Source organism: Streptomyces sp. MMCC 100 (genome assembly GCF_041538145.2).
In the GTDB taxonomy this organism is placed as follows: domain Bacteria; phylum Actinomycetota; class Actinomycetes; order Streptomycetales; family Streptomycetaceae; genus Streptomyces.
The window spans coordinates 6,301,917-6,327,923 of record NZ_JBGORK020000001.1 but is presented as its reverse complement, the minus strand read 5'-3'; the positions used below and the strand labels follow the sequence as shown (position 1 = coordinate 6,327,923).

At 71.5% G+C, this 26,007-nt stretch carries 22 protein-coding genes and 4 pseudogenes; 24 read left to right on the top strand and 2 right to left on the bottom strand.

Translation table 11 applies throughout. From position 1 onward, the window contains the following. The first annotated feature begins 1 nt into the window (after position 1). From ABS735_RS29175 to ABS735_RS29165, 3 genes are all read left to right on the top strand, one after another. On the top strand, positions 2 to 610 hold the full coding sequence (locus ABS735_RS29175) for a TetR/AcrR family transcriptional regulator (RefSeq protein WP_373904433.1): 609 nt from the start codon (positions 2 to 4) through the stop codon (positions 608 to 610). Between the two features lie 355 nt (positions 611 to 965). After that, positions 966 to 2,570, top strand: coding sequence for a citramalate synthase (cimA, locus tag ABS735_RS29170; RefSeq protein ID WP_373904432.1), 1,605 nt, complete (start codon positions 966 to 968; stop codon positions 2,568 to 2,570). A 48-nt stretch (positions 2,571 to 2,618) separates the two neighbouring features. Further along, positions 2,619 to 3,980 carry a hypothetical protein gene (locus tag ABS735_RS29165; RefSeq protein WP_373904431.1) on the top strand — a complete coding sequence of 454 codons (1,362 nt, stop codon included), beginning with the start codon at positions 2,619 to 2,621 and terminating at the stop codon, positions 3,978 to 3,980. A gap of 15 nt (positions 3,981 to 3,995) precedes the next feature. On the opposite strand, the gene ABS735_RS29160 is transcribed toward ABS735_RS29165, so the two are convergent. Then, a complete protein-coding gene (locus ABS735_RS29160) occupies positions 3,996 to 4,937 on the bottom strand; it encodes a DMT family transporter (protein WP_373904430.1) in 942 nt (313 codons plus the stop codon). A 76-nt stretch (positions 4,938 to 5,013) separates the two neighbouring features. On the opposite strand from ABS735_RS29160, the gene ABS735_RS29155 reads away from it, so the two are divergent. Together ABS735_RS29155 and ABS735_RS29150 are read left to right on the top strand one after the other, a co-directional pair. Then, complete coding sequence (locus ABS735_RS29155) at positions 5,014 to 5,598, top strand: TetR/AcrR family transcriptional regulator (protein WP_373904429.1); 585 nt, start codon at positions 5,014 to 5,016, stop codon at positions 5,596 to 5,598. Positions 5,599 to 5,640: 42 nt separating this feature from the next. Continuing rightward, on the top strand, positions 5,641 to 6,216 hold the full coding sequence (locus ABS735_RS29150; RefSeq protein ID WP_373904428.1) for a cysteine hydrolase family protein: 576 nt from the start codon (positions 5,641 to 5,643) through the stop codon (positions 6,214 to 6,216). On the opposite strand, the gene ABS735_RS29145 is transcribed toward ABS735_RS29150, so the two are convergent. Continuing rightward, positions 6,203 to 6,760, bottom strand: a complete 558-nt coding sequence (locus ABS735_RS29145; protein ID WP_373904427.1) for a YceI family protein — start codon at positions 6,758 to 6,760, stop codon at positions 6,203 to 6,205. The two genes, ABS735_RS29150 and ABS735_RS29145, sit on opposite strands and share 14 nt — an antisense overlap. 151 nt (positions 6,761 to 6,911) lie before the next feature. On the opposite strand from ABS735_RS29145, the gene ABS735_RS29140 reads away from it, so the two are divergent. From ABS735_RS29140 to ABS735_RS29050, 19 genes and pseudogenes are all read left to right on the top strand, one after another. Continuing rightward, positions 6,912 to 9,278: a polysaccharide lyase 8 family protein gene (locus ABS735_RS29140; RefSeq protein ID WP_373904515.1), complete on the top strand. Its 2,367-nt coding sequence runs from the start codon at positions 6,912 to 6,914 to the stop codon at positions 9,276 to 9,278. A gap of 154 nt (positions 9,279 to 9,432) precedes the next feature. Further along, positions 9,433 to 9,996: pseudogene (locus ABS735_RS29135) on the top strand (carboxyl transferase domain-containing protein); the annotation flags it as partial. Between the two features lie 197 nt (positions 9,997 to 10,193). Beyond that, positions 10,194 to 11,486: a nucleotide disphospho-sugar-binding domain-containing protein gene (locus ABS735_RS29130; protein WP_373906604.1), complete on the top strand. Its 1,293-nt coding sequence runs from the start codon at positions 10,194 to 10,196 to the stop codon at positions 11,484 to 11,486. 23 nt (positions 11,487 to 11,509) lie between these two features. Beyond that, entirely contained in the window at positions 11,510 to 12,724 is a 1,215-nt protein-coding gene (locus ABS735_RS29125; RefSeq protein WP_373906603.1) for a nucleotide disphospho-sugar-binding domain-containing protein, read from the top strand. Further along, on the top strand, positions 12,706 to 13,287 hold the full coding sequence (locus tag ABS735_RS29120) for a dTDP-4-dehydrorhamnose 3,5-epimerase family protein (protein ID WP_373906602.1): 582 nt from the start codon (positions 12,706 to 12,708) through the stop codon (positions 13,285 to 13,287). Before ABS735_RS29125 ends, ABS735_RS29120 begins: the two co-directional genes overlap by 19 nt. 2 nt (positions 13,288 to 13,289) lie before the next feature. Next, positions 13,290 to 14,420 (top strand): nucleotide disphospho-sugar-binding domain-containing protein, encoded by a 1,131-nt coding sequence (locus ABS735_RS29115; RefSeq protein ID WP_373906605.1) that lies wholly within the window; start codon positions 13,290 to 13,292, stop codon positions 14,418 to 14,420. 25 nt (positions 14,421 to 14,445) lie between these two features. Continuing rightward, a complete protein-coding gene (locus tag ABS735_RS29110) occupies positions 14,446 to 15,513 on the top strand; it encodes a glucose-1-phosphate thymidylyltransferase (RefSeq protein WP_373906601.1) in 1,068 nt (355 codons plus the stop codon). Continuing rightward, positions 15,510 to 16,493, top strand: a complete 984-nt coding sequence (gene rfbB, locus ABS735_RS29105) for a dTDP-glucose 4,6-dehydratase (protein ID WP_373906600.1) — start codon at positions 15,510 to 15,512, stop codon at positions 16,491 to 16,493. The genes ABS735_RS29110 and rfbB overlap by 4 nt, the downstream gene beginning before the upstream one ends. After that, positions 16,483 to 17,649: an NAD-dependent epimerase/dehydratase family protein gene (locus tag ABS735_RS29100; RefSeq protein ID WP_373906599.1), complete on the top strand. Its 1,167-nt coding sequence runs from the start codon at positions 16,483 to 16,485 to the stop codon at positions 17,647 to 17,649. Before rfbB ends, ABS735_RS29100 begins: the two co-directional genes overlap by 11 nt. Further along, positions 17,646 to 18,950: a lipopolysaccharide biosynthesis protein RfbH gene (rfbH, locus tag ABS735_RS29095; RefSeq protein WP_373906598.1), complete on the top strand. Its 1,305-nt coding sequence runs from the start codon at positions 17,646 to 17,648 to the stop codon at positions 18,948 to 18,950. Before ABS735_RS29100 ends, rfbH begins: the two co-directional genes overlap by 4 nt. 55 nt (positions 18,951 to 19,005) lie before the next feature. Beyond that, positions 19,006 to 19,770: an NAD-dependent epimerase/dehydratase family protein gene (locus ABS735_RS29090; protein ID WP_373906597.1), complete on the top strand. Its 765-nt coding sequence runs from the start codon at positions 19,006 to 19,008 to the stop codon at positions 19,768 to 19,770. 27 nt (positions 19,771 to 19,797) lie between these two features. Then, the gene (locus ABS735_RS29085) at positions 19,798 to 20,742 is read left to right on the top strand and encodes a hypothetical protein (RefSeq protein ID WP_373906596.1); all 945 of its coding nucleotides are present in this window, start codon (positions 19,798 to 19,800) and stop codon (positions 20,740 to 20,742) included. Positions 20,743 to 20,806: 64 nt separating this feature from the next. Next, the gene (locus ABS735_RS29080; protein ID WP_373906595.1) at positions 20,807 to 22,207 is read left to right on the top strand and encodes an NDP-hexose 2,3-dehydratase family protein; all 1,401 of its coding nucleotides are present in this window, start codon (positions 20,807 to 20,809) and stop codon (positions 22,205 to 22,207) included. Then, positions 22,204 to 23,160 carry a Gfo/Idh/MocA family protein gene (locus ABS735_RS29075; RefSeq protein ID WP_373906594.1) on the top strand — a complete coding sequence of 319 codons (957 nt, stop codon included), beginning with the start codon at positions 22,204 to 22,206 and terminating at the stop codon, positions 23,158 to 23,160. Before ABS735_RS29080 ends, ABS735_RS29075 begins: the two co-directional genes overlap by 4 nt. Before the next feature lie 334 nt (positions 23,161 to 23,494). After that, entirely contained in the window at positions 23,495 to 23,923 is a 429-nt protein-coding gene (locus tag ABS735_RS29070) for a 4'-phosphopantetheinyl transferase family protein (protein ID WP_373906593.1), read from the top strand. 31 nt (positions 23,924 to 23,954) lie between these two features. Next, positions 23,955 to 24,458 (top strand): annotated as a pseudogene (locus tag ABS735_RS29065) (carboxyl transferase domain-containing protein); the annotation flags it as partial. Between the two features lie 13 nt (positions 24,459 to 24,471). Further along, positions 24,472 to 25,266 (top strand): annotated as a pseudogene (locus ABS735_RS29060) (acyl-CoA carboxylase subunit beta); the annotation flags it as partial. Between the two features lie 112 nt (positions 25,267 to 25,378). Further along, a pseudogene (locus tag ABS735_RS29055) lies at positions 25,379 to 25,783 on the top strand (carboxyl transferase domain-containing protein); the annotation flags it as partial. A gap of 17 nt (positions 25,784 to 25,800) precedes the next feature. Continuing rightward, entirely contained in the window at positions 25,801 to 25,998 is a 198-nt protein-coding gene (locus ABS735_RS29050; RefSeq protein ID WP_007387733.1) for an acyl-CoA carboxylase epsilon subunit, read from the top strand. Positions 25,999 to 26,007: the final 9 nt, after the last annotated feature.

Genomic DNA, 26,007 nt, shown 5'->3' with positions numbered 1-26,007 from the left:
CATGGCCGGTGCGGCGCGAGCGCGGAAGAACGCACCGCCCCGCGAGGACGTCCTCGCCGCCGCCATGGAGATGATCGCCGAGCGCGGCCTGGAGAAACTCACCATGGCGGCGCTCGGCCGCGAGGTCGGCATGAGCAGCGGCCACCTCCTGTACTACTTCGGCTCCAAGGACGAACTGCTGCTGCGCACCCTGGAGTGGAGCGAGGGCCGCCTCGGCGCCGAGCGCGGCCGACTGCTCACCCGGCCCGGCACCGTCCGTGAACGCCTCGACGCCTACGTCGACGTGTACGTCCCCGACGGCCACCGCGACCCGCACTGGACACTGTGGCTGGAGGTGTGGAACCGCTCACAGAACGCCCCCGACGAGGCCCGCGACCGGCAGGCCGCCATCGAGGGAGCCTGGCATCGCGACCTGGTCGCGCTGCTCGCCGAGGGCATCTCCCGCGGCGAGTTCCGCCCCGTCGACCCCGACCGCTTCGCGTCCCGGCTGCGGGCCCTCCTCGACGGCTTCGCCATCCACGTGGCGATCGGCCTGCGAGGCACGGACCGGGAGCAGGTGCTCGGCCACGTGCGTGAGTTCCTCGCCGACGGACTCCTCGCCCGGCCCTGAGCCGCCCCGGGCGGAGCGGCGGTCCCGGCGGCCGGAGCCGTCCTGATCCGGACGCTCACCGCTCGCATCCTGAGACGGGCGGTGAGCACGGGGACGGAATGTGCCAGACTCCCCCCGTGCTCTCGTTCGCCATGATTATTGGCAGCAGGCGCGCCGGTCCGCAGTGACCACCACGTACGACCAGGTACGGGTGGACACCGTCGTCCTCGACCCGCGCGCAGACCTCTCGCACCCGCGAGAGGTTTTTCGCTTTCCTGGCCCACCCCCAGCCGGGAAGAGAGCGCGAGGGATCATAGACGGACGGTGGAACCGGTCATTCCGGTAGACCGAGATCCCATACAGGAGCCTTCAGATCATGACCGCAACCAGCGAACTCGACGATTCGTTCCACGTCTTCGACACCACCCTGCGCGACGGCGCGCAGCGCGAGGGCATCAACCTCACGGTCGCGGACAAGCTGGCCATCGCACGGCACCTGGACGACTTCGGTGTGGGCTTCATCGAGGGCGGCTGGCCCGGCGCCAACCCGCGGGACACCGAGTTCTTCGCCCGTGCCCAGCAGGAGATCGACTTCAAGCACGCCCAGCTGGTCGCCTTCGGCTCCACCCGCCGCGCGGGCGCGAAAGCCGCCGAGGACCACCAGGTCAAGGCGCTGCTCGACTCCGGCGCCCAGGTGATCACCCTGGTCGCCAAGTCGCACGACCGGCACGTCGAACTGGCCCTGCGCACCACGCTGGACGAGAACCTGGCGATGGTCGCCGACACCGTCTCCCACCTCAAGGCGCAGGGCCGCCGGGTCTTCGTCGACTGCGAGCACTTCTTCGACGGCTACCGCGCCAACCCCGAGTACGCCAAGTCGGTCGTGCGTACTGCCTCCGAGGCCGGCGCCGACGTCGTCATCCTGTGCGACACCAACGGCGGCATGCTCCCGGCGCAGATCCAGGCGGTGGTCGCCACGGTGCTGGCCGACACCGGTGCCCGGCTCGGCATCCACGCCCAGGACGACACCGGCTGCGCCGTCGCCAACACCCTCGCCGCGGTCGACGCGGGCGCGACCCACGTCCAGTGCACGGCCAACGGCTACGGCGAGCGCGTCGGCAACGCCAACCTGTTCCCGGTCGTGGCCGCCCTGGAGCTGAAGTACGGCAAGAAGGTGCTGCCCGAGGGCCGGCTGCGCGAGATGACCCGCATCTCCCACGCCGTCGCCGAGGTCGTCAACCTCACCCCCTCCACCCACCAGCCCTACGTGGGCGTCTCCGCCTTCGCCCACAAGGCCGGCCTGCACGCCTCCGCGATCAAGGTCGACCCGGACCTCTACCAGCACATCGACCCCGAGCTGGTCGGCAACACCATGCGGATGCTGGTCTCCGACATGGCCGGCCGCGCCTCCATCGAGCTCAAGGGCAAGGAGCTCGGCATCGACCTCGGCGGCGACCGCGAGCTGGTCGGCCGGGTCGTGGAGCGGGTCAAGGAGCGCGAGCTGGCGGGCTACACCTACGAGGCCGCCGACGCGAGCTTCGAGCTGCTGCTGCGCGCCGAGGCCGAGGGCAGGCCGCTCAAGTACTTCGACGTCGAGTCCTGGCGCGCGATCGCCGAGGACCGCCCCGACGGCACCCACGCCAACGAGGCCACGGTCAAGCTCTGGGCCAAGGGCGAGCGCATCGTCGCCACCGCCGAGGGCAACGGCCCGGTCAACGCCCTGGACCGGGCGCTGCGCGTCGCCCTGGAGAAGATCTATCCGGAGCTGGCCAAGCTCGACCTGGTCGACTACAAGGTCCGCATCCTGGAGGGCGTGCACGGCACCCAGTCCACGACCAGGGTCCTCATCTCCACGTCGGACGGCACGGGGGAGTGGGCCACGGTGGGTGTCGCGGAGAACGTCATCGCCGCCTCGTGGCAGGCCCTGGAGGACGCCTACACGTACGGGCTGCTGCGGGCGGGGGTCGCCCCCGCCGAGTGAGCGGATCCCTATATGTCTGATTGAGGTTCCTTCGGGTACGCCGAATGTATGAGTGGCGTTCGTATGCGAGTCCTCATACGTCTCCTGGTCGCGCCGGTCGTCGCCGCGCTGGCGGTGCTGATGGCCGGTGCGTCCGGTGCGCCGGGCGCCCAGGCGCAGACCGACGTCTCCGAGATCGGCGCCGCCCTGCGCGAGAGTCCCGTGTACGTGGACCCGGACGCCTCCGGCCTGCTGTCCAAGTCCGACGCGGACGCGCTCGCCGACAAGATCGAGGACGCGGGCGAACCCGTCTTCGTCGCGGTCCTCCCGGCCGGCTACCCGACCGAGAACCTCTTCCAGAACCTCCGCACCGAGACCGGCATCACCGGTCTGTACGGCGTCCGCCTCGGCGACCGCTTCGACGCGCGCGCCGACAGCAGCGTGCTGAGCCGCCAGGGCGTGCAGAACCTGGTCACCGCGGTGCAGGGCGCGGGCGATCCCAAGGCCCAGCTGAACGACTTCGTCGACGACGCGCTGCGCAGCGTGCGCGGCTCCGCTCCCTCCTCCTGGGACTCCGGCGGCACGTCCGCGCCCACGGGCGCCCTGATCACCGCCGGTGCGGTGGTGGTGATCGGCGGCGCGGGCGTCTACGCGCTCTCCCGGCGCAACCGCCACCGCCGCGAGGAGGAGCAGCGGGAGTCGCTGGAGCGGCTGCGGGTGGTGGTCGACGAGGACATCACGGCGTTCGGTGAGGAACTGGACCGACTGGACTTCCACCCGGCGGAACCGGGCGCCGACGACGCCATGCGGGCCGACTACGAACGCGCACTCGACGCCTACGAGCAGGCGAAGACGTACATGGCGGACGCCCGCAAGCCGGAGGACGTGCGGGCCGTGACCCAGGCGGTGGAGGACGGCCGCTTCTCGCTCGCGCAGCTCGCCGCCCGCCGTGAGGGCAGGCCGCTGCCCGAACGCCGTCCGCCCTGCTTCTTCGACCCGCGCCACGGCCCTTCGGTCGCCGACGCCACCTGGACCCCGCCGGGCGGCACGACCCGCCAGGTCCCGGTCTGCGCGGCCGACCAGGCCCGGCTGTCCGACGGACGGGACCCGATGATCCGCGAGGTGGACACCGAGTACGGCCGCCGCCCCTACTGGGACGCGGGCCCGGCCTACGGCCCCTGGGCGGGCGGCTACTTCGGCGGCGGCATCCTGCCCGGCCTGCTGGTCGGCACCATGCTGGGCAGCGTGATGGCGGGCCCCGCCTACGGAGCCGGCTACGGCACGGGATACGGAGACTTCGGCGGTTACGAGGGCGGCGACGTCTCGGGCGGTGACTTCGACCCCGGCGACTTCGGGGGCGGCTTCGGCGGCGGCGACTTCGGCGGTGGCGGCGGCTTCGGCGGAGGAGGGGACTTCGGCGGCGGCTTCTGAGGCGCGCGGCGGGCGTCAGCGCCCGGCCGCCGTCGGCCTCGCGACCGCCGGACGGTCCGCGCCGGACCGCACGGGCCGCCGCCTGCGGTTCGCGCCGGCCCCGCGCCGGACGACGACCACGGCCGCGAGGCCGACCGCCAGGCCGAGAGCGGTCTGGACGCCGAAGGGCTCACCGAACATGAGGGCACCCCACACGGCCGTGACCGGGGCCATGAGGAACATGAGGGTGTTGACCTCGGTGATCCCGGACCGGCGCAGGATCAGCCAGTACAACCCGTAACCGCCGAAGGTCGGCAGCACCACCAGCCAGGCGGTCGCCAGCCAGAACGGGGACCCCGCGGGCGGTGCCGCCGCCCCGACGCCCAGGGCCAGGCCGGAAAAGAGGACGGCGCTGGTCGCACAGTGGATCGTCAGGGCGACGCGGGGCGCGACCGGAACCCGTGTACGGCCCTCCAGGAACGTGGCCGCCACCAGCGACAGCATGCCGAAGAACGGGACGAGATACGCCCACCAGGCCACCTCCGCACCCGCCGCCCCGGCGTCGGCGACCGTTACCGTGGCCACGCCCGACAGGCCGAGCCACAGTCCGAGCCACTGCCCGCGCGAGACGTACTGCCGCAGCAGGGGACCGGCGAGCGCGCCGGCGACGAGCGGCTGGACGCCGTCGATCAGGGCGGTGGTGCCGCTGGAGACACCCAGCTCGATCGCGTAGTAGACGCTGAGCAGATAGCCGCTCTGCGACAGTGCGCCGATGGCGATCTGCCGGCCGGCGCTCCGGAGCGTCAGGCCCCGCCAGGCCGTCCGGGAGACGGCCGCCGCGGCGATCAGGGCCATGGCGAGCGGCAGGAAACGCCACATCAGGAGGGTGGGGGTGGCCGCGGTCTCCGCACCGAGCTTGGCGCCGATGAAGCCGGAGCTCCAGCACAGTACGAAGGCGGCCGAGAGCAGGACGTTCATGTCGACCCCATCCAGAGTAGACAGATCGGTTTACTCGCCTCGGGTGCCCACTATACAGACCGGTATACTTGTGGGCATGGGTGAGGAAGACAAACCGCGCCGCATCCGGATGACGCCCGGCGCGCGACGGGTGCTGGAGGCCGCCGAGCGGCTGTTCTACGAGCACGGCATCCATGCCGTCGGCGTGGATCGCATCGCCGCCGAGGCCGGGGTGACCAAGAAGACGCTCTACGACCGCTTCGGCTCGAAGGAGCAGATCGTCGTGGAGTACCTGGCCGGGCGCGACGAGCGCTGGCGGGAGCTGCTCGCCGGACGGCTGGAGGCGGCGGGGGAGGCGCCCGCCGCCCGTGTGGCGGCCGTCTTCGAGGCGTCGCGCGCCTGGTCGGCCCGGTACGGGACCAAGGGCTGCAGCATGATCAACGCATATGCGGAGATCAGCGATCCGGCCCATCCGGCGTACCCGGTCATCACCGGCCAGAAGCGGTGGATGCTCGACCTGTTCACCGGCCTGGCCCGGGAGATCGACGCGGCCGGCGCGGACCGGCTGGCGCGGACGCTGATGCTGCTTCACGAGGGGGCGCTGGTCGCCCACGGGGTGGGGGTCGTCCCCGATCCCTTCGGTACCGCCCTCGACCAGGTTCGGGAGCTGCTGGGCAGGTGAAACGGGCGGCGCGCGGACGGGGCGCCCCGCTACGGTGAGCACATGCCACCCACCACCGCGCTCCTCGTCATCGACATGCAGAACACCACGGTCGCCATGGCGCACCGGGCCGCCGAGACGGTCGCCGCGATCGCCGGACTGAGCGAGCGGGCCCGGGCGGCCGGGGTGCCGGTGGTGACCGTGCGGCAGCAGGACGCGGGCATGGTCCCCGGGACCGAGGGCTGGCAGGTCGTCACCGAGCTGGCCCCACGGGAGGGGGAGCCGGTCGTGGACAAGACGACCCCGGACAGCTTCCTGGACACCGACCTCGACGCGATCCTGAAGGCGCACGGCGTCACCGAGGTGATCGTGACCGGGTTCGCCACGGAGGTCTGCGTGGACACCACGGCGCGGCAGGCGTTGAGCCGGGGCTACGACCTGGTCGTCGTCGCCGACGGGCACACCACCTCGGTGCGGACCGGGGCGGACACCGACCTCGTTCCGGCGGACCGCTCGATCGCGCAGTACAACGCCATCTACCGCATGATCGGCTGGCCCGGCCGTCGTATCCGGGTCCGGGCCGCCGCCGACGTGGACTTCGGCGCCCCCGAGGGGGCGCGGGACGTCAGGCCTGCCTGATCGCCGAGATGTCGAAGTTCAGCTTGATCTTGTCGGAGACCAGCACGCCGCCCGTCTCCAGGGCCGCGTTCCAGGTGAGCCCCCACTCCGAGCGCTTGATCTCCGCCTTGCCCTCGAAGCCGACGCGCTCGTTGCCGAACGGGTCCTTGGCGGCGCCGTTGAACTCCAGGTCGATGGTGAGCGGCTTGGTGGTGCCGAGGATCGACAGGTCACCGGTGATGCGGTAGTCGTCGCCGCCCAGGGACTCCGCCTTGGTGGAGCGGAAGGTCATCGTCGGGTACTCGCCCGTGTTGAAGAAGTCCGAGCTCTTCAGGTGGCCGTCACGGTCGGGGGAGCCCGTGTCGATGCTGTCCATCGTGATGTCCAGGGACGCCGTGGAGCGGGACGGGTCGGTGCCGTCCAGGTGCAGCGTGCCGGTGAAGTCGAGGAACTTGCCCTTGACGTTGGTGACCATCGCGTGGCGAGCGGTGAAGCCGATCGTCGTGTGGGCGGGGTCGACGGTGTAGTCGCCGGTCAGCGTGGAGACGTCGGGGGTGGTGGTCATGGTGTCCTCCGGGGAAGGTCCTTGAAGTTGAATGTTCAACCAGTCCAACGGTTTCGACTCTAGAGCTATTCCGCTCCGCCATCAACCACCCGCACCGCACGTTCTGCGGCACCGTTCCCCTTCCGCCCCCGGCGTGATAGACGGCATGAGCATGACCCCAGAGCGCCCCACCGCCCCCACCCGCCGCGCGGTCCTGCTCGCGGCGGCCCTGGCCGCCACCCTCACGGCCGTCCCCCGTCCCGCGGCAGCGGCGGCCGACCCCTACGACGCCCTCCGCCGGCGCTGGCTCGAGATCGCCCTCGGCGCCGGCTACGACCCGGCGGCCGAGCCGTACGCCTCCCGCCTCGCCGAGACCGGCGAACGCGCCCGCGACCACCGCGCCACCATGGCCCCCACCCCCACCTCCCTGTGGCCCGGCCACCCCTTCGATCCGCCCGCCGGCATCACCTTCGCCTACGGCCGCCTGTGGACGATGGCCGAGGCGTACGTCCAGGAGGGCACCGGCTCCACCGGCGACCCCGCCCTCCTCGCCGACATCCTGCGCGGCCTCGACCACCTCTCGGCCACCGTCTACAACCCCGGCACCGCCCGCTACGGCAACTGGTGGGAATGGCAGATCGGCAGCCCCCGCCTCCTGATGGACATCACGGCCGCCCTCTACGACCACCTCGGCACCGACCGCGTCGCGGCCGCCTGTGCAGCCGTCGACCACTTCGTTCCCGACGCGATGCTCGCCGACTACTCCGGCACCTCCACCGGTGCCAACCGCGTCGACCTGTGCCGCTCCGTCGCCCTGCGCGGCATCCTGGGCCGGGCCCCCGCCAAGATCGCCCTGGCCCGCGACGCCCTCTCGCCGGTCTTCCCGTACGTCACCGAGGGCGACGGGCTCCACGCCGACGGCTCGTTCGTCCAGCACACCTGGATCGCCTACTCGGGGACGTACGGCCAGGTCATGCTGGACGGACTGGGCCGGCTGTTCACCCTCCTTGCCGGCTCGGAGTGGGCGGTGACGGATCCGGCCCGGCAGATCATCCTCGACAGCGTCGAGCACGCCTACGCCCCCCTGATCCACGATGGCCTGGTCATGGACGTCGTCAACGGCCGTGCGATCAGCCGGGGTTACCTCAAGAGCGACGACCTGCACGTCATGCGCAGCGACCACTTCCACGGCCGGCAGCTCGTCGCCGCCATGGCGGTCCTCGCGGGCGGCGCGAGCGACGCCGAGCGGGAGCGCTGGTACGCCCGGATCAAGGGGTGGATCGAACGGGACACCGTCACCCCGGTCCTCACGGCACCGGAGTTCCCGGTCGCCGACCTGGCCCGGCTGCACGCGATCGCCGACGCACCGGGCGAGGCCGCCCCCGAACCCACCGGGCACCACCTCTTCGCCGCGATGGACCGCGCCGTCCACCGCCGCCCCGCCTTCACCGCGGGCCTCGCCATGGCCAGTGACCGCATCGCCCACTACGAGTGCGGCAACGGCGAGAACCCGCGCGGCTGGCACACCGGCGCGGGGATGCTCACCTGGTGGGCGAACGGGGCCGCGTCCGGCCGGTCCGACCGGTCCGACCGGTCCGACCGGTCCGACCAGTACACAGACTGGTTCTGGCCGACCGTCGACTGGTACCGGCTGCCCGGCACCACCGTCTCCACCCAGCGCCTGCCCGACCGCGCGGGCGGCGAATGGGGCGAGCCCAAACCGGACGTGCGCTGGGTCGGCGGCACGACCGACGGCGAGTACGCGGCCGTCGGCCAGCACCTCAAGGGCCTCGGCTCCACCCTCGAGGCGCGCAAGTCCTGGTTCTTCCTCGACGACGCGGTGGTCTGCCTCGGTGCCGGCATCACGTGCGCCGACGGCGTCCCGGTCGAGACGGTCGTCGACAACCGCAACCTGGGGGAGGGCGGCACCCAGGCCCTCGTACGCGGCCGGCACTGGGCCCACCTGGAGGGCCACGGCGGCTGGATCGTGCCCGAGGGCGGCCTGCGGACCCTGCGCGAGGACCGCACCGGCGCCTGGTCCGACATCAACACCACCAGCACGACCGAGCGCCGCACCCGGCGCTGGCAGACCCTCTGGCTGGACCACGGCACGGACCCGGCCGACGCCGACTACGTCTACGCCGTCATGCCCGGCGCCTCCCGGGGAGCCGTGGCCCGCCGGGCCGCCGACCGCCGCTGGCTGAAGGTCCTCGCCAACGACGGCCACCGCCAGGCACTGGCCGTCCCCTCCCTCGGTGTCACGGCCGCCAACTTCTGGCGGGCCGGCACGGCGGGCCCGCTCACCGCGACGGCCGGGGCGAGTGTGCTGGTCCGCCGCAGGGGGCGCTCGGCTACGCTCTGCGTGAGCGAACCGCCGCGCACGGGAGAGCCCCTGGAGATCATCTGGGACCAGCCGGTGAGAGCCGTGCCGCGGGCCGACGAGACGATCGAGATCCTCGCGACGGGCCGCCGACTGCACCTCCGCGTCACCCCAGGGGTGGTATGTACCACCCATGAATGTGAGGTGACTCTCAGCTGACGGCTTTGTGCGACCCCTACAAGCCTGAGGCCCCCTGAGCAGTCGAAAAGGCTGCATGGGATGGGGGTTCTGTTCAGTGCTACCAGGAAAACGGGCCGGAGACTGTACGGAGTCGACGGCTCGCATTCCTTGGTCGGCTTCGTAGAGTCGCTACATGACCGTTTTGGATGAGGCGCCGGGTGAGCCGACGGACGCGCGGGGGCGAGTGGCCGAGCTGCACGAGATCCGTGCGCAGGCGCTGGCCGGACCGAGCGAGAAGGCGACGGCGGCGCAGCACGCCAAGGGCAAGCTGACGGCGCGTGAGCGGATCGAGCTGCTCCTGGACGCGGGCTCCTTCCGCGAGGTCGAGCAGCTGCGGCGGCACCGGGCGACCGGGTTCGGCCTGGAGACCAAGAAGCCGTACACCGACGGTGTCATCACCGGCTGGGGCACGGTCGAGGGCCGCACGGTCTTCGTCTACGCCCACGACTTCCGGATCTTCGGCGGTGCGCTGGGCGAGGCCCACGCCACGAAGATCCACAAGATCATGGACATGGCCATCGCGGCCGGTGCCCCGCTGGTGTCGCTGAACGACGGCGCCGGCGCCCGTATCCAGGAAGGCGTCAGCGCGCTCGCCGGATACGGCGGCATCTTCCAGCGCAACACCAGGGCGTCCGGCGTCATCCCGCAGATCAGCGTGANCCAACGGCGCCTCTCGGGCCCGGTGGCACCACCCCCCAGGTCATCGGTCCGACAGGGGGGACCAGCCATGCCGGGCCCGGAGGCCAGCGGCCCTCTTGCAGGACCGCGAAGAACATAACGGGGGGCGCCCTCCGGGACGTCCGGTTGTACGACCCGCACATCCTGCGCACCCGCACGCCCGGCAGCGCCGCGGCCCGACACACCCACGCGCACGAACGCGAACGGAGATCAACGATGCGTGTTCTGTTCACCATCTTTCCGGCGACGGCACATCTGTATCCGGTCGTGCCGCTGGCCTGGGCGTTGCAGAGCGCCGGGCACGAGGTCGTCGTGGCGAGTCACGCCGGTGTGGTGGATCCCGGGGTGATCGCGAACATCGGCGCGGCCGGCCTCACGGCCGTACCGCTGGGCACGCCCGAGGAGTTGCCGGCCGCCCTGGGACCGCACACCGGCGACGCCAGACCCGACCGCCCCTCCCTCGGTTTCGACGCCCACGAGCCCGAGGAGACCGGGGCCTGGCGCTCGGCCCGCTCGATCCTCACCGGGATGTTCCGGCTGCACTACCCGGAGCCGGAGCAACCGGGCGGTCATCGGCCCGTGCTGGACAACCTGGTCGACTTCGCGCGCTCCTGGCGACCCGACCTCGTGCTGTGGGACCCGCTGATGTTCCCCGCCCCGATCGCCGCGCGGGTCAGCGGTGCCGCGCACGCCCGCCTGGTCTGGGGCATGGACAACATCGCCGTGATCCACGAACGCACGAAGAGGGAACTGGCCGACCCCGCTTCGGAGTTGTCCGAGCACCCCTGGCTGAGCTGGTTCGGTCCGATGCTGGAGCGCTACGGGCTGGAGTTCGATGACGAGATGCTGCTCGGTCAGTGGACCCTTGACCTGACACAGTCCCGGATGCGCGCGCCGCTCGACCTGACGTACGTTCCGGTGCGAAGGGTCCCGTACACCGGCGCGGCCTCCCTGCCCGACTGGCTGCACGGGCGTCCCGAACGGCCCCGCGCGGTGCTGTCCCTGGGAGTGAGCAGGCGCAAGATCTTCGGCAAGTACAGCGGCTTCCCGATGCGGGAGTTCTTCGAGTCGGTGTCCGCCCTGGACATCGAGGTCGTCGCGACGCTGAACAGCCGGCAACTGGACGCCGTCGGCGCCCTGCCCGGCAACGTCCGCGCGCTCCCGTACGTGCCGCTCAACCAGGTGCTGCCGGCGAGTTCCGCGATCATCCACCACGGTGGGGGCGGCACCTTCTCCTCCGCCGTCGCCTTCCAGGTGCCCCAGCTGGTGATGCCGCTGGTCATGTGGGACGAGATGGTCACGGCCCGCTATGTGGCCCGGATGGGCGCGGGCCTGGTCGCCGATCCCGAGTCCCTCGACGTCACCGGGCTGCACAAGAAGCTCGTCCGGCTTCTGGAGGACCCGTCGTTCCAGCTGGGCGCCGGCCGTCTGTTCGACGAGATGCTCGCCGCGCCCGCGCCGAAGGACGTCGTTCCGCTGCTGGAACGGCTCACCGCCGAGCGCCGCTGACCCCCGAGAGGACTGCCCGTCAGATGCGCGTACTGGTGATTTCCACGCCCGTACCAACCCACTTCCTGCCCATGGTGCCGCTGCTGTGGGCGCTGCGTTCAGCCGGACACGAGGTGACCGTCCTCGGCCAGCCCGATGTGCTCGGCGCCGTCCGGGCCTGCGGGCTCACCGGGGTCGGTGTGGGCAAGTCGTTCGACGTCAACGCGATGCTGCTGAAGGGGCTGCCCGAGGGGCAGCGACCGCTCCAGGCGCGACCCCGGCCGGCCCCCGAACTGCTCGGCGGTTATGGCAGGTTGTGGTGGGGGCACGCCACCGCGTTGCTCGACCGCTACACCGAGGTGGCCGAGGCGTACCGACCGGAGCTGGTGCTCGCCGACCCGCTGGAGTACTGCTCCCTGATCATGGGGGCGCGGCTGGGTGTGCCGGTCGTGCACCACCGCTGGACGGTGGACGCCATCTCCGGTCCGGCCCGGCGCTTCGTCCGCCCTGAATTCCAGGAGCTGTGCGAGAGGCTCGGCCTGGCCGGGCTGCCCGACCCGGACGTACTGCTCGACCCGTGCCCGCCGTCCCTGCGGACACCGGACGGAGAACCGGGCGTGCCGATCCGGTACGTGCCGTACAGCGGCGGCGCCGAAGTGCCGGCGTGGGTTCGGGCGGACCGGGCCCCTGCGGCCGGGCGGCGGCGGGTCGCCGTATCGCTGGGCAACACCCTGGCCCTGCACGGCGAACGATTCGCGCGTGGCGTGCTGCACGCCCTGGCCGCGCGGCCCGGTGCCGAGATCCTCGTGACACTGCCCGAGCCCTGCCGCAGCGCGATCGGGCCGCTGCCGGACCGGGTGACGGCGGTCGACCCGCTGCCCCTGCACCTGTTCCTCGGGACCTGTGACGCGATGGTCCATCACGGCGGCGCCGGGACGGCGATGGCGGCGACGGCCTTCGGTCTGCCGCAGCTGGCACTGCCCCAGCTGGCGGACCACTTCCCGCTGGGTGACCGGCTCGCCGCGACCGGGGCGGGCCTGTCCTTCGACACGGCCGCGCAGCAGGACGACCCGCGGGTCGTCGGCGAGGCCCTGGACGAGCTGCTTTCCGACCCGCGGTACGCCGAGTCGGCGCGCCGCCTGGCCGCGGAGATGGCGGCGATGCCCTCCCCCGCCGCCGTGGCCGCCGATCTGGAACACCTGGCCCTGGCAGCCGCAGAACCAAGAGAGACGGGCGCGCCGTGCACATCGAAGACCTGACCCTCCCCGGGACCTACCTGATCACCCCCGACCGGATCCCGGACGCACGCGGGACGTTCTACGAGGCCATGCGCAGCGATGCGCTGGAGGAGGTCACCCATGTCCCGTTCCGGCCCCAGCAGATCAACTATTCCGTCTCGAAGCGCCACACACTGCGCGGAATCCACAGCGTGCGCATCCCGCCGGGGCAGGCCAAGTACGTCACCTGCGTGCGCGGCGCGCTGCGCGACATCGTGGTGGACCTGAGGATCGGCTCCCCGACCTTCGGCGAGCACCGGGTCAATGTGCTGGACGCGGACTCCGGCAGGTCGGTCTACGTACCCGAGGGCGTGGGCCACGGGTTCCTCGCGCTCACCGACGACGCATGCATCTGTTACGTCGTGTCCACGACGTACGTGCCGGGCACGCAGATCGACATCAATCCGCTCGACCCGGAACTGGATCTCCCCTGGGACTGCCCACAAACACCTCTCATCTCGGACAAGGACGCCAAGGCGCCCACCGTCGCCGAGGCCGTGCGGGCAGGCATGCTGCCCCGATTCGACAAGGCAGGAACACCGTGAGGATGCTCTTCGTCGCCGCGGGCAGCCCGGCGACCGTGTTCGCTCTGGCCCCGTTGGCCACCGCCGCCCGCAACGACGGCCACCAGGTGGTCATGGCCGCGAACGACGACATGCTGCCGCACATCGTCTCGTCGGGACTGCCGGGCATCGCGACCACCGAGCTGCCGATCCGTCATTTCATCACGGCGGACCGGGACGGCAACCCCGAGCAGATCCCCTCCGGTTCGGTGGAGCAGGCGCTGTTCACCGGGCGCTGGTTCGCCCGCATGGCCGCCTCGAGCCTGCCGCGGATGCTGGAGTTCTGCCGCGCCTGGCGGCCCGACCTGATCGTCGGCGGCACGATGAGCTACGTCGCGCCGCTACTCGCCCTGCGCCTCGGTGTGCCGCATGTCCGGCAGACCTGGGACGCCATCGAGGCCGACGGAATCCACCCGGGCGCCGATGCCGAACTGCAGCCGGAACTAAAGCCGTTCGGCCTGGACCGGCTGCCCGACCCCGATCTGTTCGTGGACATCTGCCCGCCGAGCCTGCGCCCTGCGGGTGCCGCCGCGGCCCAGGCGATGCGCTATGTCCCGGCGAACGCCCAACGTCGCCTGGAAAACTGGATGTTCGCCACAGGGGAGCGTCGGCGGATCCTCGTGACCTCGGGAAGCCGGGTCGCGAAGGAGAGCTACGACAAGAACTTCGACTTCCTGCGCGGTCTCGCGAAGGACGTCGCCACCTGGGACGTCGAACTGATCGTCGCCGCCCCGGACCCGGTCGCCGACGCCCTGCGCGACGGCCTGCCGGGCGTCCGGGTCGGATGGGTGCCGCTGGACCTGGTGGCGCCCACGTGCGACCTGCTGGTGCACCACGCCGGCGGGGTCTCCACCCTGACCGGGCTCAACGCCGGTGTGCCCCAACTGCTCATCCCCAAGGGCGCCGTGCTGGAGAAGCCGGCGCAGCGCGTCGCCGACTACGGAGCCGCGATCACGCTGCTGCCCGGCGAGGAGTCGGCCGACGCGATCGCGGACTCATGCCAGGAGCTGCTGACCAAGAACGGATACGGCGAGCGGGCCCGTGAGCTGGCCCACGAGATCACCGCCATGCCCTCGCCCGCGAGCGTGGTCGACGCGCTGGGGCAGCTGGCATGACCACACGAACCGAGAGGACCTCTCGATGAAGGCTCTGGTGCTCGCAGGCGGGTCCGGTACCCGCCTGCGGCCTTTCAGCTATTCGATGCCCAAACAACTCATCCCGATCGCCAACACCCCGGTGCTGGTGCATGTGCTGGACGCCATCAGGGAGCTGGGGGTGACCGAGGCCGGCGTCGTCGTCGGCAACCGGGGGCCCGAGATCGAGGCGGTCCTCGGTGACGGCTCCCGCTTCGGCATGCGGATCACCTACATCGCGCAGGACGCGCCGCGGGGACTGGCCCACACCGTGGTCATCGCCCGTGACTTCCTCGGCGACGACGACTTCGTGATGTACCTGGGCGACAACATGCTGCCCGACGGAGTCGCCTCGACCGCCGAGGAGTTCACCCGGCACCGCCCGGCCGCGCAGGTCGTCGTACACAAGGTCGCCGACCCGCGGTCCTTCGGCGTCGCCGAACTCGGCGCCGACGGCGAGGTGCTGCGCCTGGTGGAGAAGCCCCAGCAGCCGCGCAGCGACCTCGCCCTGATCGGCGTGTACTTCTTCACCCCCGCCATCCACGAGGCGGTGGCGGCCATCGAGCCCAGCGCCCGCGGCGAGCTGGAGATCACCGACGCCATCCAGTGGCTGGTGTCCTCCGGGGCGGACGTACGCGCAAGCCGGTACGAGGGTTACTGGAAGGACACGGGGAAGGTCGAGGACGTCCTGGAGTGCAACAGCTTCCTCCTGGACGGCCTGACCGCGCGCGTCGACGGGCACGTCGACGCCGACAGCGTGCTCGTCGGCCGGGTCGTGGTCGAGGAGGGCGCTCGCGTCGTACGGTCCCGGGTCGAGGGGCCGGCGATCATCGGCGCGGGCACGGTGCTGCAGGACAGCCACATCGGTCCGCACACCTCCGTCGGGCGGGACTGCCTGGTGACGGACAGCCGGCTGGAGGGCTCCATCGCCCTGGACGAGGCGTCGGTGACCGGCGTCCGCGGTCTGCGCAACTCGCTCATCGGGCGCGCCGCATCCGTGGGCACCACCGGCCGGGGCACGGACCACTACTGCCTGGTCGTCGGAGATCACACCCGAGTGGAGGTCGCGGCATGAGGATCCTGGTCACCGGAGCGGCCGGCTTCATCGGCTCGCACTTCGTGCGCAGCCTGCTGGCGGACGAGTACAGCGGCTGGGAGGGCGCCCAGGTCACCGCCCTGGACAAGCTGACCTACGCGGGCAACCGCGAGAACCTCCCCGCCTCGCACGAGCGGTTGGTGTTCGTCCGCGGCGACGTCTGCGACCGAGGCCTGCTGCGGGAACTGCTGCCCGGCCATGACGCCGTGGTCCACTTCGCGGCCGAGTCGCACGTCGACCGGTCCCTGGAGGGCGCCGGCGAGTTCTTCCGCACGAACGTGCTGGGCACCCAGACCCTGCTGGACGCCGTGCTGGAGAGCGGGATCGAGCGGGTCGTGCACGTGTCCACGGACGAGGTGTACGGCTCGATCGAGGAGGGTTCCTGGACGGAGGAGTGGCCGCTGGCGCCCAACTCCCCCTACGCCGCCTCCAAGGCCGGCTCGGACCTCGTCGCGCGGGCGTACTGGCGCACCCACGGCGTGGACCTGTCGATCACCCGCTGCTCCAACAACTACGGGCCGTACCAGCACCCCGAGAAGGTCATCCCGCTGTTCGTGACGAACCTTCTCGAGGGCCGCCAGGTACCGCTGTACGGCGACGGGCGCAACGTCCGCGAGTGGCTGCACGTGGCCGACCACTGCCGCGGCATCCATCTCGTGCTCAACGAGGGGCGGCCCGGCGAGATCTACAACATCGGCGGTGGAAACGAGTACACCAACCTCCGGCTGACCCAGAAGCTGCTCGAACTGACCGGCGCGGGCGAGGAGAAGATCCGCCGGGTCGCGGACCGCAAGGCACACGACCTGCGCTATTCGATCGACGAGTCCAAGATCCGCAGTCAGCTCGGCTACGCACCGCGGATCAGCTTCGAGCAGGGCCTGGCGGACACGGTCGCCTGGTACCGGGACAACCCCGACTGGTGGAAGGCCGTCAAGCACGGAACCAGCCGTGCAGCCTGAGCACGGGCCGGTGGCCGGGCTGTCGGTGGCGGTCCTGGGCGGCACCGGCTTTCTGGGCCGTCACCTCGGTGCGGCGTTCGCCGCACAGGGCGCCCGGGTGCACCTGTTCTCCCGGACCGCGCAGCCCGACCCCGCCTGGACCCTCCCGCCGCGTCCCGCACCGGCGGCCGGCGCACGACCCGCTCCCCTCCCGCCGGTCCGCCCCGGGCCGGCGGCCTGCGCCGTACCGGCCACCTCCGGTGCGACCGTCGCCGCCGGGGTGACGGTCACGCGCCTGGACCTGCTCGGCGCGGCGCCGGACGAGATCGCGGCGGCCCTCGCCGCGTGCGGCGCCGATGTGGTGGTCAACGCGGCCGGCCGAGCCTGGCGGGCCGACGAGGCCGAGATGGCCGCGGGCAACGCCGCACTCGTGGAGCGGGTCGTCGCGGCACTCGCCGTGCTACCCGGTCCGCCGGTACGGCTGGTCCAGCTCGGCAGCGTCCACGAGTACGGGGCCGGTGCCCCGGACGGCGCCACCGGTGAGGACCACGAGCCCGCCCCGGTGACGCCGTACGGCCGCACCAAACTCCAGGGGACGCAAGCCGTGCTGCGCGGCGCGCGGGAACGGGGCGTCGACGGGGTGGTGCTGCGGCTCGCCAATGTGATCGGTGCCGGGGTCCCCGAGGGCAGTCTCTTCGGCCGAGTGGCGGGCCATCTCGCCGAGGCGGCCCGGGCCGACGCGCGCGGAGAGCAGGCCGACGCGCTGCACCTGCCGCCCCTGCGCGCGGCCCGCGACCTGGTGGACGTCGGCGACGTCACCGGCGCGGTACTGGCCGCGGCCACGGTTCCCGGGACGGCCGTCACCGGCCGGTTGATCAACGTGGGTCGTGGCGAGGCGATCCCGATGCGTGGCCTGATCGACCGGATGATCGCGCTCAGCGGGCTGGAGGTCCCGGTCGTCGAGTCGTCCGGGGCGCAGACCTCGCGCACCGACGTCGCCCGCCAGTGCCTGGACGTCTCCCGCGCCCGGAGCCTGCTCGGCTGGCGCCCGCTGCGCAGCGTCGACGACTCCCTGCGCGACCTTCTCGTATCCGTACTGCCGCCGGTACACACGCCGCTCGGCACACCACTGGGCATCACGGCCGGCTCACCGGCCGAGGAAGGGAATCGACCATGAGCGACCGCAAGGACCTGATCCTCGAAGAGGTCCGCGAGTACCACCGGGAGGTCGCTCCGGGGCGCGAGTTCGTCCCGGGGACGACGGAGATCTGGCCGTCCGGCGCAGTCCTGGAGGACACGGACCGGATGGCGCTGGTGGAGGCCGCCCTGGAGATGCGCATCGCGGCCGGGACCAGCTCCCGCAAGTTCGAGTCGCAGTTCGCCCGGCGCCTCAAGCGGCGCAAGGCGCACCTGACGAACTCCGGTTCGTCGGCGAACCTGCTGGCCGTGTCGGCGCTGACCTCGCACGTCCTGGAGGACCGCCGGCTCAGGCCGGGCGACGAGGTGATCACGGTCGCGGCCGGCTTCCCGACCACGGTCAACCCGATCCTGCAGAACGGCCTGGTCCCGGTCTTCGTGGACGTGGACCTCACCACCTACAACGCGACCGCCGAACGGGTGGCCGCGGCGATCGGTCCCAAGACCCGGGCCATCATCATCGCGCACGCGCTCGGCAACCCCTTCGAAGTCACCGAGATCGCCCAGCTCGCCCAGGACCACGACCTCTTCCTCATCGAGGACAACTGCGATGCGGTCGGCTCGCTGTACGACGGAAAGCTCACCGGCAGCTTCGGCGACCTGACCACCGTCAGTTTCTACCCGGCGCACCACCTCACGATGGGCGAGGGCGGGTGCGTCCTGACGTCCAACCTGGCGCTGGCCCGGATCGTGGAGTCGCTGCGGGACTGGGGCCGGGACTGCTGGTGCGAGCCGGGCGAGAACGACCGGTGCCTGAAGCGGTTCAAGTACCAGATGGGCACCCTTCCGGCCGGCTACGACCACAAATACATCTTCTCGCACGTCGGTTACAACCTGAAGGCGACCGACATCCAGGCCGCTCTCGGTCTGACCCAGCTGGCCAAGCTGGACTCCTTCATCGAGGCCCGGCAGCGCAACTGGCGGCGGCTTCGGGAGGGTCTGGACGGCGTGCCGGGGCTGCTGCTGCCCGAGGCCACGCCGCGTTCCGAGCCCAGCTGGTTCGGGTTCGCAATCACCGTGGACCCCGAGGCGCCGTTCAGCCGCGCCGCGCTGGTGGACTTCCTGGAGGACCGCAAGATCGGTACCCGCCGGCTGTTCGCCGGCAACCTGACCCGGCACCCGGCCTACATCGACCAGCCGCACCGGGTCGTGGGCGAACTGACCAACAGCGACATCATCACCGGGCACACCTTCTGGATCGGGGTCTACCCGGCGCTCACCGACGAGATGCTGGACTACGTCACCGCCTCGGTCAAGGAGTTCGTGGCCGCGCGCGGCTGAGCCGGACCTGACTTCTTCGGCCCTCTTCCCCCTCCAGAGATCGGGACGACGACGTATGGACATTGTGGGAACCGGTTTCCTGGCGCGGAACCTGCGCCCGCTGGCCGGACGGCATCCGGACACCGTGGTGCTCGCGGCCGGGGTGTCGTGGGCGAGCGGTACCTCCGACGAGGACTTCACCCGCGAGGCTGCTCTGCTGCGCGAGGTCGCGAAGCGGTGCCTGGACACCGGCCGGCGGCTGCTGTTCTTCTCCACCGCGGCGACCGGCATGTACGGACTCGCTCAGGGGCCCGGCCGGGAGGACTCCCCGGTGACGCCCTGCACCCCCTACGGCGCGCACAAGCTCGCCCTCGAGGACATGCTGCGCGAGTCCGGCGCCGACCACCTCATCCTCCGGCTGGGTCATCTGGTCGGCCCCGACCAGCCCGAGCACCAGTTGCTGCCCACCCTGGTGCGGCAGCTGAGGGAGGGAGTGGTCCGCGTGCACCGGGGCGCGGCCCGCGACCTTATCGACGTGGGCGACGTCATCACTGTCGTCGACCATCTGCTCGCCACGGATCTGCGGGCGGAGACGGTCAACGTGGCGTCGGGTTTCGCGGTGCCGGTGGAGGACATCGTCGACCATCTCGCGCGGGCCCTCGGGATCGAGGCGCGCCGGGATTTCGTCGAGACCGGCGGCCGCCAGCACGTCATCTCTACGGAGAAGCTGCGCGCCCTGGTCCCGCAGGTCGCGCACATGGGCTTCGGCCCCGACTACTACCGGCGGATCCTCGGCGACTTCACCGCGTCCGTTTCGTCGGACGCATCCGCGCCTGCCTGACACCGAGAGGCCAGTGAGGTGACCTCGATGAACCGTGACAGCCACAACAGGACGAAGCGAACGGCGCGTTCGGCGACCGTGCTGACCGGCGCCGCGCTGCTGCTGGCCGGTCTGCAGGGGCCCGCCCTCGCGGCACCGTCCCCCGTGGCGCCGGAGCCGAGAACGGCCGGCACCGCCGAGGCGTGCCACGCGGTGGAACTCTCCTCGACCGCCGAGGGGTTCACCGCTCCGGCGAGTACCCGGCCCGGACTGACCACCTTCCGCGCCTCGACGACGCAGCCGGGCAAGGGCTGGATCGGCCTGGCCCGGCTGAAGGACGGCAAGGGCTGGGGCGACTTCCTGAACGCCCTGTCCCGGGCGTTGTCCAACACGCCCTCCGACGTGCCCCAGGGTGCTGAGGACCTCGACGAGACCGCGACCCTGCTGGGCGGGCTGGTGATCCATCCCGGTCAGCCCGGTTCGTTCACCCAGCGCCTGTATCCAGGCACCTACCTGCTGTTCGACTACCTGGCGGCGGGCGACGCCGAGCCGCGCTACCGCCGGCTGACCGTCACCGGTGACGCCGTCGACCAGGGCCTGACCCCGACCGCGACGGTCGTGTCGAAGAACGTGCCGGGTGCCGGGCCCCGCTTCGAGGTCCACGGCACGCTCCGCGCCGGCCGGCCCCTGCGGTACGTGAACGAGATCCCGGGACAGGTCAACGAACTGCTCTTCGCGCAGATCAAGGAGGGTACGACCAAGGCCGACCTCAAGGCCTACTTCGACGCCATGCCCGATGACGGCACCCTCCCGCCGAATTCCCCGTTCACATCGGTCAGCCTGGGAAGCCTGCACCTGTCCACGGGCACCTCGTCGGTCGTGCAGGTGCCCCTGGAGCGGACCCGGTACGCCGCGATCACCTGGTCGAAGGACGCCACCGACGGCATCAAGCTCGTCAAGAAGGGTCTGTTCACCATCGTCGACGTCGAATGAGCCGCACGTCGCGTCTTCCGCACACACCGGACCCGTACCCATCCCACACGGGGAGTTGTCATCGATGCTGCCTCTGACCCTTCAACCCCGCGACAGCGCCGCGCAGTTGGCTGACCGGCTCGCGCTGTCGGCCGCCACCGCCGGGGGCGTCCACCTGCCGACCGCGGACTTCGACGACTGGCTCGCCGAGCGGGGCCGCGTCAACGCCTTCCGAGTGGACCGGATCCCCTTCGCCGGCCTGGACGGCTGGTCGTTCGAGGAGACCACGGGGAACCTGGTGCACCGCAGCGGCCGGTTCTTCACGGTCGAGGGCCTGCACGTCGTCGAGCGGGACGGGCCGTACGGCGACGGCCCGTACGGCGAGTGGCACCAGCCCGTGATCAAGCAGCCCGAGGTCGGCATCCTGGGGATCCTGGCCAAGGAGTTCGACGGCGTCCTGCACTTCCTCATGCAGGCGAAGATGGAGCCCGGCAACCCGAACCTGCTGCAGCTGTCCCCCACCGTGCAGGCCACCCGCAGCAACTACACCAAGGCCCACCAGGGTGCGGACGTGAAGTACATCGAGCACTTCATCGGTCCTGGCCGCGGCCGGATCGTCGCGGACGTACTGCAGTCCGAACACGGTTCGTGGTTCTTCCGCAAGTCCAACCGGAACATGATCGTGGAGGCGGTCGGCGACGTACCGCTGCTCGACGACTTCTGCTGGCTCACCCTGGGCCAGATCGCGGAGCTGCTGCGCCGGGACAATGTCGTCAACATGGACTCGCGTACGGTCCTGTCCTGCCTGCCCGTCCCCCAGCGGGCGGCCCGCGCACTGCACTCCGACGCCGATCTGCTGTCCTGGATCACCGGCGAGCGCGCACGGCACGACGTGCACGCCGAGCGCGTCCCGCTGGCCGGACTGCCCGGCTGGCGGCGCGGTGAGATGGCCATCGAGCACGAGGCGGAGCGCTACTTCAAGGTCGTCGCGGTCGCCGTGCAGGCCGGCAACCGCGAGGTCACCAGCTGGACCCAGCCGCTGTTCGAGCCGGTGGGCCTGGGTGTCACCGCCTTCCTCACTCGCGTGTTCGACGGCATCCCCCATGTGCTGGTGCACGCCCGCGTCGAGGGCGGCTTCCTGGACACCATCGAGCTGGGCCCCACGGTCCAGTACACGCCGGGCAATTACGCTCATCTGGCGGAGAAGGAACGCCCGTTGTTCCTCGACACCGTGCTGGAGGCACCGGTGCACCGGATCCGGTACGGGGCCGTGCACTCGGAGGAAGGGGGCCGGTTCCTCAACGCCGAGAGCCGGTATCTGATCGTCGATGCCGACGAGGCGGACGCCCCGCTCGACCCGCCGCCCGGCTACGCCTGGGTCAGCCCCGACCAGCTGACCTGGCTGGTTCGCCACGGCCACTACCTCAACGTGCAGGCCCGTACACTGCTGGCCTGCCTCAACGCCACCACGGCGGGCAGCCGATGAGCGCGCCCGTGCGCATCGGGGTACTCGGCTGCGCGGACATCGCGGTACGGCGGATGCTGCCGGCGTTCACCGCATCCCCCGATCTGGAGGTCGCCGCGGTCGCCAGCCGCGACCGGGCTCGAGTCGAGGAGGTCGCCGGGCGCTTCGGCTGCCGTCCCGTCCAGGGCTACGCCGAACTGCTCGACCGCGACGACGTGCAGGCGGTGTACGTGCCGCTGCCCGCCGCGCTGCACGCGGCGTGGGTGGAGGCGGCGCTGCACGCGGGCAAGCACGTGCTGGCCGAGAAGCCCCTGACGACGGAGCCGGAGAGCACCGAGCGGCTTCTGGACCTCGCCGCGAAGCAGGGTGTGGCGCTGATGGAGAACGTCATGTTCGTCCATCATCCCCGGCACGAGGTGGTGCGGCGTCTCCTCGGCGAGGGCCGGATCGGTGAACTCCGCGCCTTCCACGCGGCATTCACCGTCCCCCCGCTCCCGGACGGCGACATCCGCTACGACCCGGAGCTCGGCGGGGGCGCGCTGGCGGACGTCGGTCTGTACCCGCTGCGGGCCGCCCTGCACTTCCTGGGTCCCGCCCTCGACGTCGTCGGCGCCCGGCTCACCCGGGGCGCCGGGCGACTGGTCGAGACGTCGGGCGCCGCGCTGCTGGCCACCCCCGGCGGAGTGGCCGCGCATCTGACGTTCGGCATGGAGCACGCCTACGTCTCGCGGTACGAGCTGTGGGGCAGCGAGGGCCGTATCACGGTGGAGCGGGCGTTCACCCCGCCGGCCGATCTCGTGCCCGTGATCGGTCTGCACGGGCGCACCACGGAAGAGATCCGGCTGGACCCCGCCGACCAGGTCGCGGCCACGGTCACCGCCTTCGTCGCCGCCGTGCGCGCCGGTTCCGCGCCCCGCGCGGACGTCCTGCGGCAGTCGATCCTGCTGGACGACGTACGCCGCCGGTCGGTATGACCGGGCTCGCGCTGGGCGCCGACCAGGTGGACCTGTGGCTACTGATCCCGCCCGGGGCGCTGCCGCTTCCCCTCGACCAACTCGACGAGTCCGAGCGGCAGCGCGCGAAGGCCTTCCGGCGGCCCGCCGACCGTGCTCTGTACACCACCGCGCACATCGCGCTGCGCCGCCCGCTGGAACACCGTCTCCGGCAGCCTGCGGGGGGCTTGAGCTTCACACGTGCGGACTGCCCCGGCACAGGCCCGCACCGCACGGCCGACCGGTGCGGGCCTGTGCCGGGTCCGGCGCCCCGTTCTTCTCGCTGCCGCACAGTCGGGGCCTGGTGCTCGTCGGTGTGGCCCGCGCAACTGTGGGAGTCGACATCGAAAGGATGCCGCGCCCGGAGCGGGTGGAGTTGTGCCGGCCGGCGCTCCACCCGGAGGAGGAGCGGGAGTCAGCCGGCGTCCCGGCCCGGGACCGCCCGGCCCTCTTCGCCCGGCTCTGGGCCCGCAAGAAGGCGTGTCTGAAGGGTACGGGCGAGGGAGTCGGCGGCTGGACGTCGGCTGTGTATCTGGGCGACGAGGGCCCGGGCACTCCGCCCCGACCCCAGGGCTGGAGCGTCCTCGACGTGCCCTACGGCCCGGACCACATGGCGGCCGCCGCGATCAGGGGCCCTGTCCCCCGGGCCGCCGTGCACCGGTTGCCGGCCGAGGCGGTGCCGGCCGGCGGCCGCATGCCCGACAGCCGTACGGCGGCGGCTCGTACGAGCCTGCCATGCTCGTGAGGAGGAAATTCGCATGACAGCAGTGGACGACATGCCCCTGACGACGGTCGAACCCGTCGACGCGCGGGGGCGAGTGGCCGAGCTGCACGAGATCCGTGCGCGGGCGCTGGCGGGGCCGGGTGAGAAGGCGACGGCGGCGCAGCACGCCAAGGGCAAGCTGACGGCGCGTGAGCGGATCGAGCTGCTCCTGGACGCGGGCTCCTTCCGCGAGGTCGAGCAGCTGCGGCGGCACCGGGCGACGGGTTTCGGTCTGGAGGAGAAGAAGCCGTACACCGACGGTGTGATCACCGGCTGGGGCACGGTCGAGGGCCGTACGGTCTTCGTCTACGCCCACGACTTCCGGATCTTCGGCGGTGCGCTGGGCGAGGCGCACGCCACGAAGATCCACAAGATCATGGACATGGCCATCGCGGCGGGTGCGCCGCTGGTGTCGCTGAACGACGGCGCCGGCGCCCGTATCCAGGAAGGCGTCAGCGCGCTCGCCGGATACGGCGGCATCTTCCAGCGCAACACCAGGGCGTCCGGCGTCATCCCGCAGATCAGCGTGACCGCTGGTGTCGCTGAACGACGGCGCCGGCGCCCGTATCCAGGAAGGCGTCAGCGCGCTCGCCGGATACGGCGGCATCTTCCAGCGCAACACCAGGGCGTCCGGCGTCATCCCGCAGATCAGCGTGATGCTCGGCCCATGCGCGGGCGGCGCGGCCTACAGCCCCGCCCTCACGGACTTCGTGTTCATGGTCCGGGACACCTCGCAGATGTTCATCACGGGCCCGGACGTGGTCAAGGCGGTCACCGGCGAGGAGATCACGCAGAACGGGCTGGGCGGCGCGGACGTGCACGCCGAGACCTCGGGCGTGTGCCACTTCGCCTACGACGACGAGGAGACCTGCCTCGCCGAGGTCCGCTACCTCCTGTCGCTGCTGCCGCAGAACAACCGGGAGAACCCGCCCCGCGCCGAGTCCTCGGACCCCGTGGACCGCCGCTCGGACGTGCTCCTCGACCTGGTCCCGGCGGACGGCAACCGCCCCTACGACATGGCCAAGGTCATCGAGGAGCTCGTCGACGAGGGCGAGTACCTGGAGATCCACGAGCGCTGGGCCCGCAACATCATCTGCGCCCTGGCCCGCCTCGACGGCCAGGTCGTCGGCATCGTCGCCAACCAGCCGCAGGCCCTGGCCGGCGTCCTGGACATCGAGGCGTCGGAGAAGGCGGCCCGCTTCGTCCAGATGTGCGACGCCTTCAACATCCCCATCATCACCCTTCTGGACGTACCCGGCTTCCTGCCGGGCGTCGACCAGGAGCACGGCGGCATCATCCGCCACGGCGCCAAGCTCCTCTACGCGCTTCGTCCAGATGTGCGACGCCTTCAACATCCCCATCATCACCCTTCTGGACGTACCCGGCTTCCTGCCGGGCGTCGACCAGGAGCACGGCGGCATCATCCGCCACGGCGCCAAGCTCCTCTACGCCTACTGCAACGCGACCGTGCCCCGGATCTCGCTCATCCTGCGCAAGGCGTACGGAGGTGCTTACATCGTCATGGACAGCCAGTCCATCGGCGCCGACCTCACCTACGCCTGGCCGACCAACGAGATCGCGGTGATGGGCGCGGAGGGCGCCGCCAACGTCATCTTCCGCCGGCAGATCGCCGACGCCGAGGACCCCGAGGCCATGCGGGCGCGCATGGTCAAGGAGTACAAGTCCGAGCTGATGCACCCCTACTACGCGGCCGAACGCGGCCTGGTCGACGACGTCATCGACCCCGCCGAGACCCGCGAGGTGCTGATCAAGTCCCTGGCGATGCTCCACACCAAGCACGCCGACCTGCCCTCCCGCAAGCACGGCAACCCGCCGCAGTGACCCGAGGAGCCACTTCCATGTCCACTCCCGACATCCGCGTCGAGAAGGGCCACGCCGAGCCCGAGGAAGTCGCCGCCATCACGGCCCTCCTCCTGGCCCGCGCCGCCGCCCGCCCCGCCGAGATCGCCCCGGCCCACGGCGGCGGCCGAGCCCGCGCGGGCTGGCGCCGCCTGGAGCGCGAGCCGGGCTTCCGGGCGCCGCACAGCTGGCGCTGACCTGAGCCA

Excerpts from the sequence above, each read along its gene's own strand:
- ABS735_RS29175 (WP_373904433.1), top strand. The coding sequence starts at position 2 with ATGGCCGGTGCGGCGCGAGCGCGGAAGAACGCACCGCCCCGCGAGGAC.
- cimA (WP_373904432.1), top strand. The coding sequence starts at position 966 with ATGACCGCAACCAGCGAACTCGACGATTCGTTCCACGTCTTCGACACC.
- ABS735_RS29165 (WP_373904431.1), top strand. The coding sequence starts at position 2,619 with ATGAGTGGCGTTCGTATGCGAGTCCTCATACGTCTCCTGGTCGCGCCG.
- ABS735_RS29160 (WP_373904430.1), bottom strand. The coding sequence starts at position 4,937 with ATGAACGTCCTGCTCTCGGCCGCCTTCGTACTGTGCTGGAGCTCCGGC.
- ABS735_RS29155 (WP_373904429.1), top strand. The coding sequence starts at position 5,014 with ATGGGTGAGGAAGACAAACCGCGCCGCATCCGGATGACGCCCGGCGCG.
- ABS735_RS29150 (WP_373904428.1), top strand. The coding sequence starts at position 5,641 with ATGCCACCCACCACCGCGCTCCTCGTCATCGACATGCAGAACACCACG.
- ABS735_RS29145 (WP_373904427.1), bottom strand. The coding sequence starts at position 6,760 with ATGACCACCACCCCCGACGTCTCCACGCTGACCGGCGACTACACCGTC.
- ABS735_RS29140 (WP_373904515.1), top strand. The coding sequence starts at position 6,912 with ATGACCCCAGAGCGCCCCACCGCCCCCACCCGCCGCGCGGTCCTGCTC.
- ABS735_RS29130 (WP_373906604.1), top strand. The coding sequence starts at position 10,194 with ATGCGTGTTCTGTTCACCATCTTTCCGGCGACGGCACATCTGTATCCG.
- ABS735_RS29125 (WP_373906603.1), top strand. The coding sequence starts at position 11,510 with ATGCGCGTACTGGTGATTTCCACGCCCGTACCAACCCACTTCCTGCCC.
- ABS735_RS29115 (WP_373906605.1), top strand. The coding sequence starts at position 13,290 with ATGCTCTTCGTCGCCGCGGGCAGCCCGGCGACCGTGTTCGCTCTGGCC.
- ABS735_RS29110 (WP_373906601.1), top strand. The coding sequence starts at position 14,446 with ATGAAGGCTCTGGTGCTCGCAGGCGGGTCCGGTACCCGCCTGCGGCCT.
- rfbB (WP_373906600.1), top strand. The coding sequence starts at position 15,510 with ATGAGGATCCTGGTCACCGGAGCGGCCGGCTTCATCGGCTCGCACTTC.
- rfbH (WP_373906598.1), top strand. The coding sequence starts at position 17,646 with ATGAGCGACCGCAAGGACCTGATCCTCGAAGAGGTCCGCGAGTACCAC.
- ABS735_RS29090 (WP_373906597.1), top strand. The coding sequence starts at position 19,006 with ATGGACATTGTGGGAACCGGTTTCCTGGCGCGGAACCTGCGCCCGCTG.
- ABS735_RS29085 (WP_373906596.1), top strand. The coding sequence starts at position 19,798 with ATGAACCGTGACAGCCACAACAGGACGAAGCGAACGGCGCGTTCGGCG.
- ABS735_RS29080 (WP_373906595.1), top strand. The coding sequence starts at position 20,807 with ATGCTGCCTCTGACCCTTCAACCCCGCGACAGCGCCGCGCAGTTGGCT.
- ABS735_RS29075 (WP_373906594.1), top strand. The coding sequence starts at position 22,204 with ATGAGCGCGCCCGTGCGCATCGGGGTACTCGGCTGCGCGGACATCGCG.
- ABS735_RS29050 (WP_007387733.1), top strand. The coding sequence starts at position 25,801 with ATGTCCACTCCCGACATCCGCGTCGAGAAGGGCCACGCCGAGCCCGAG.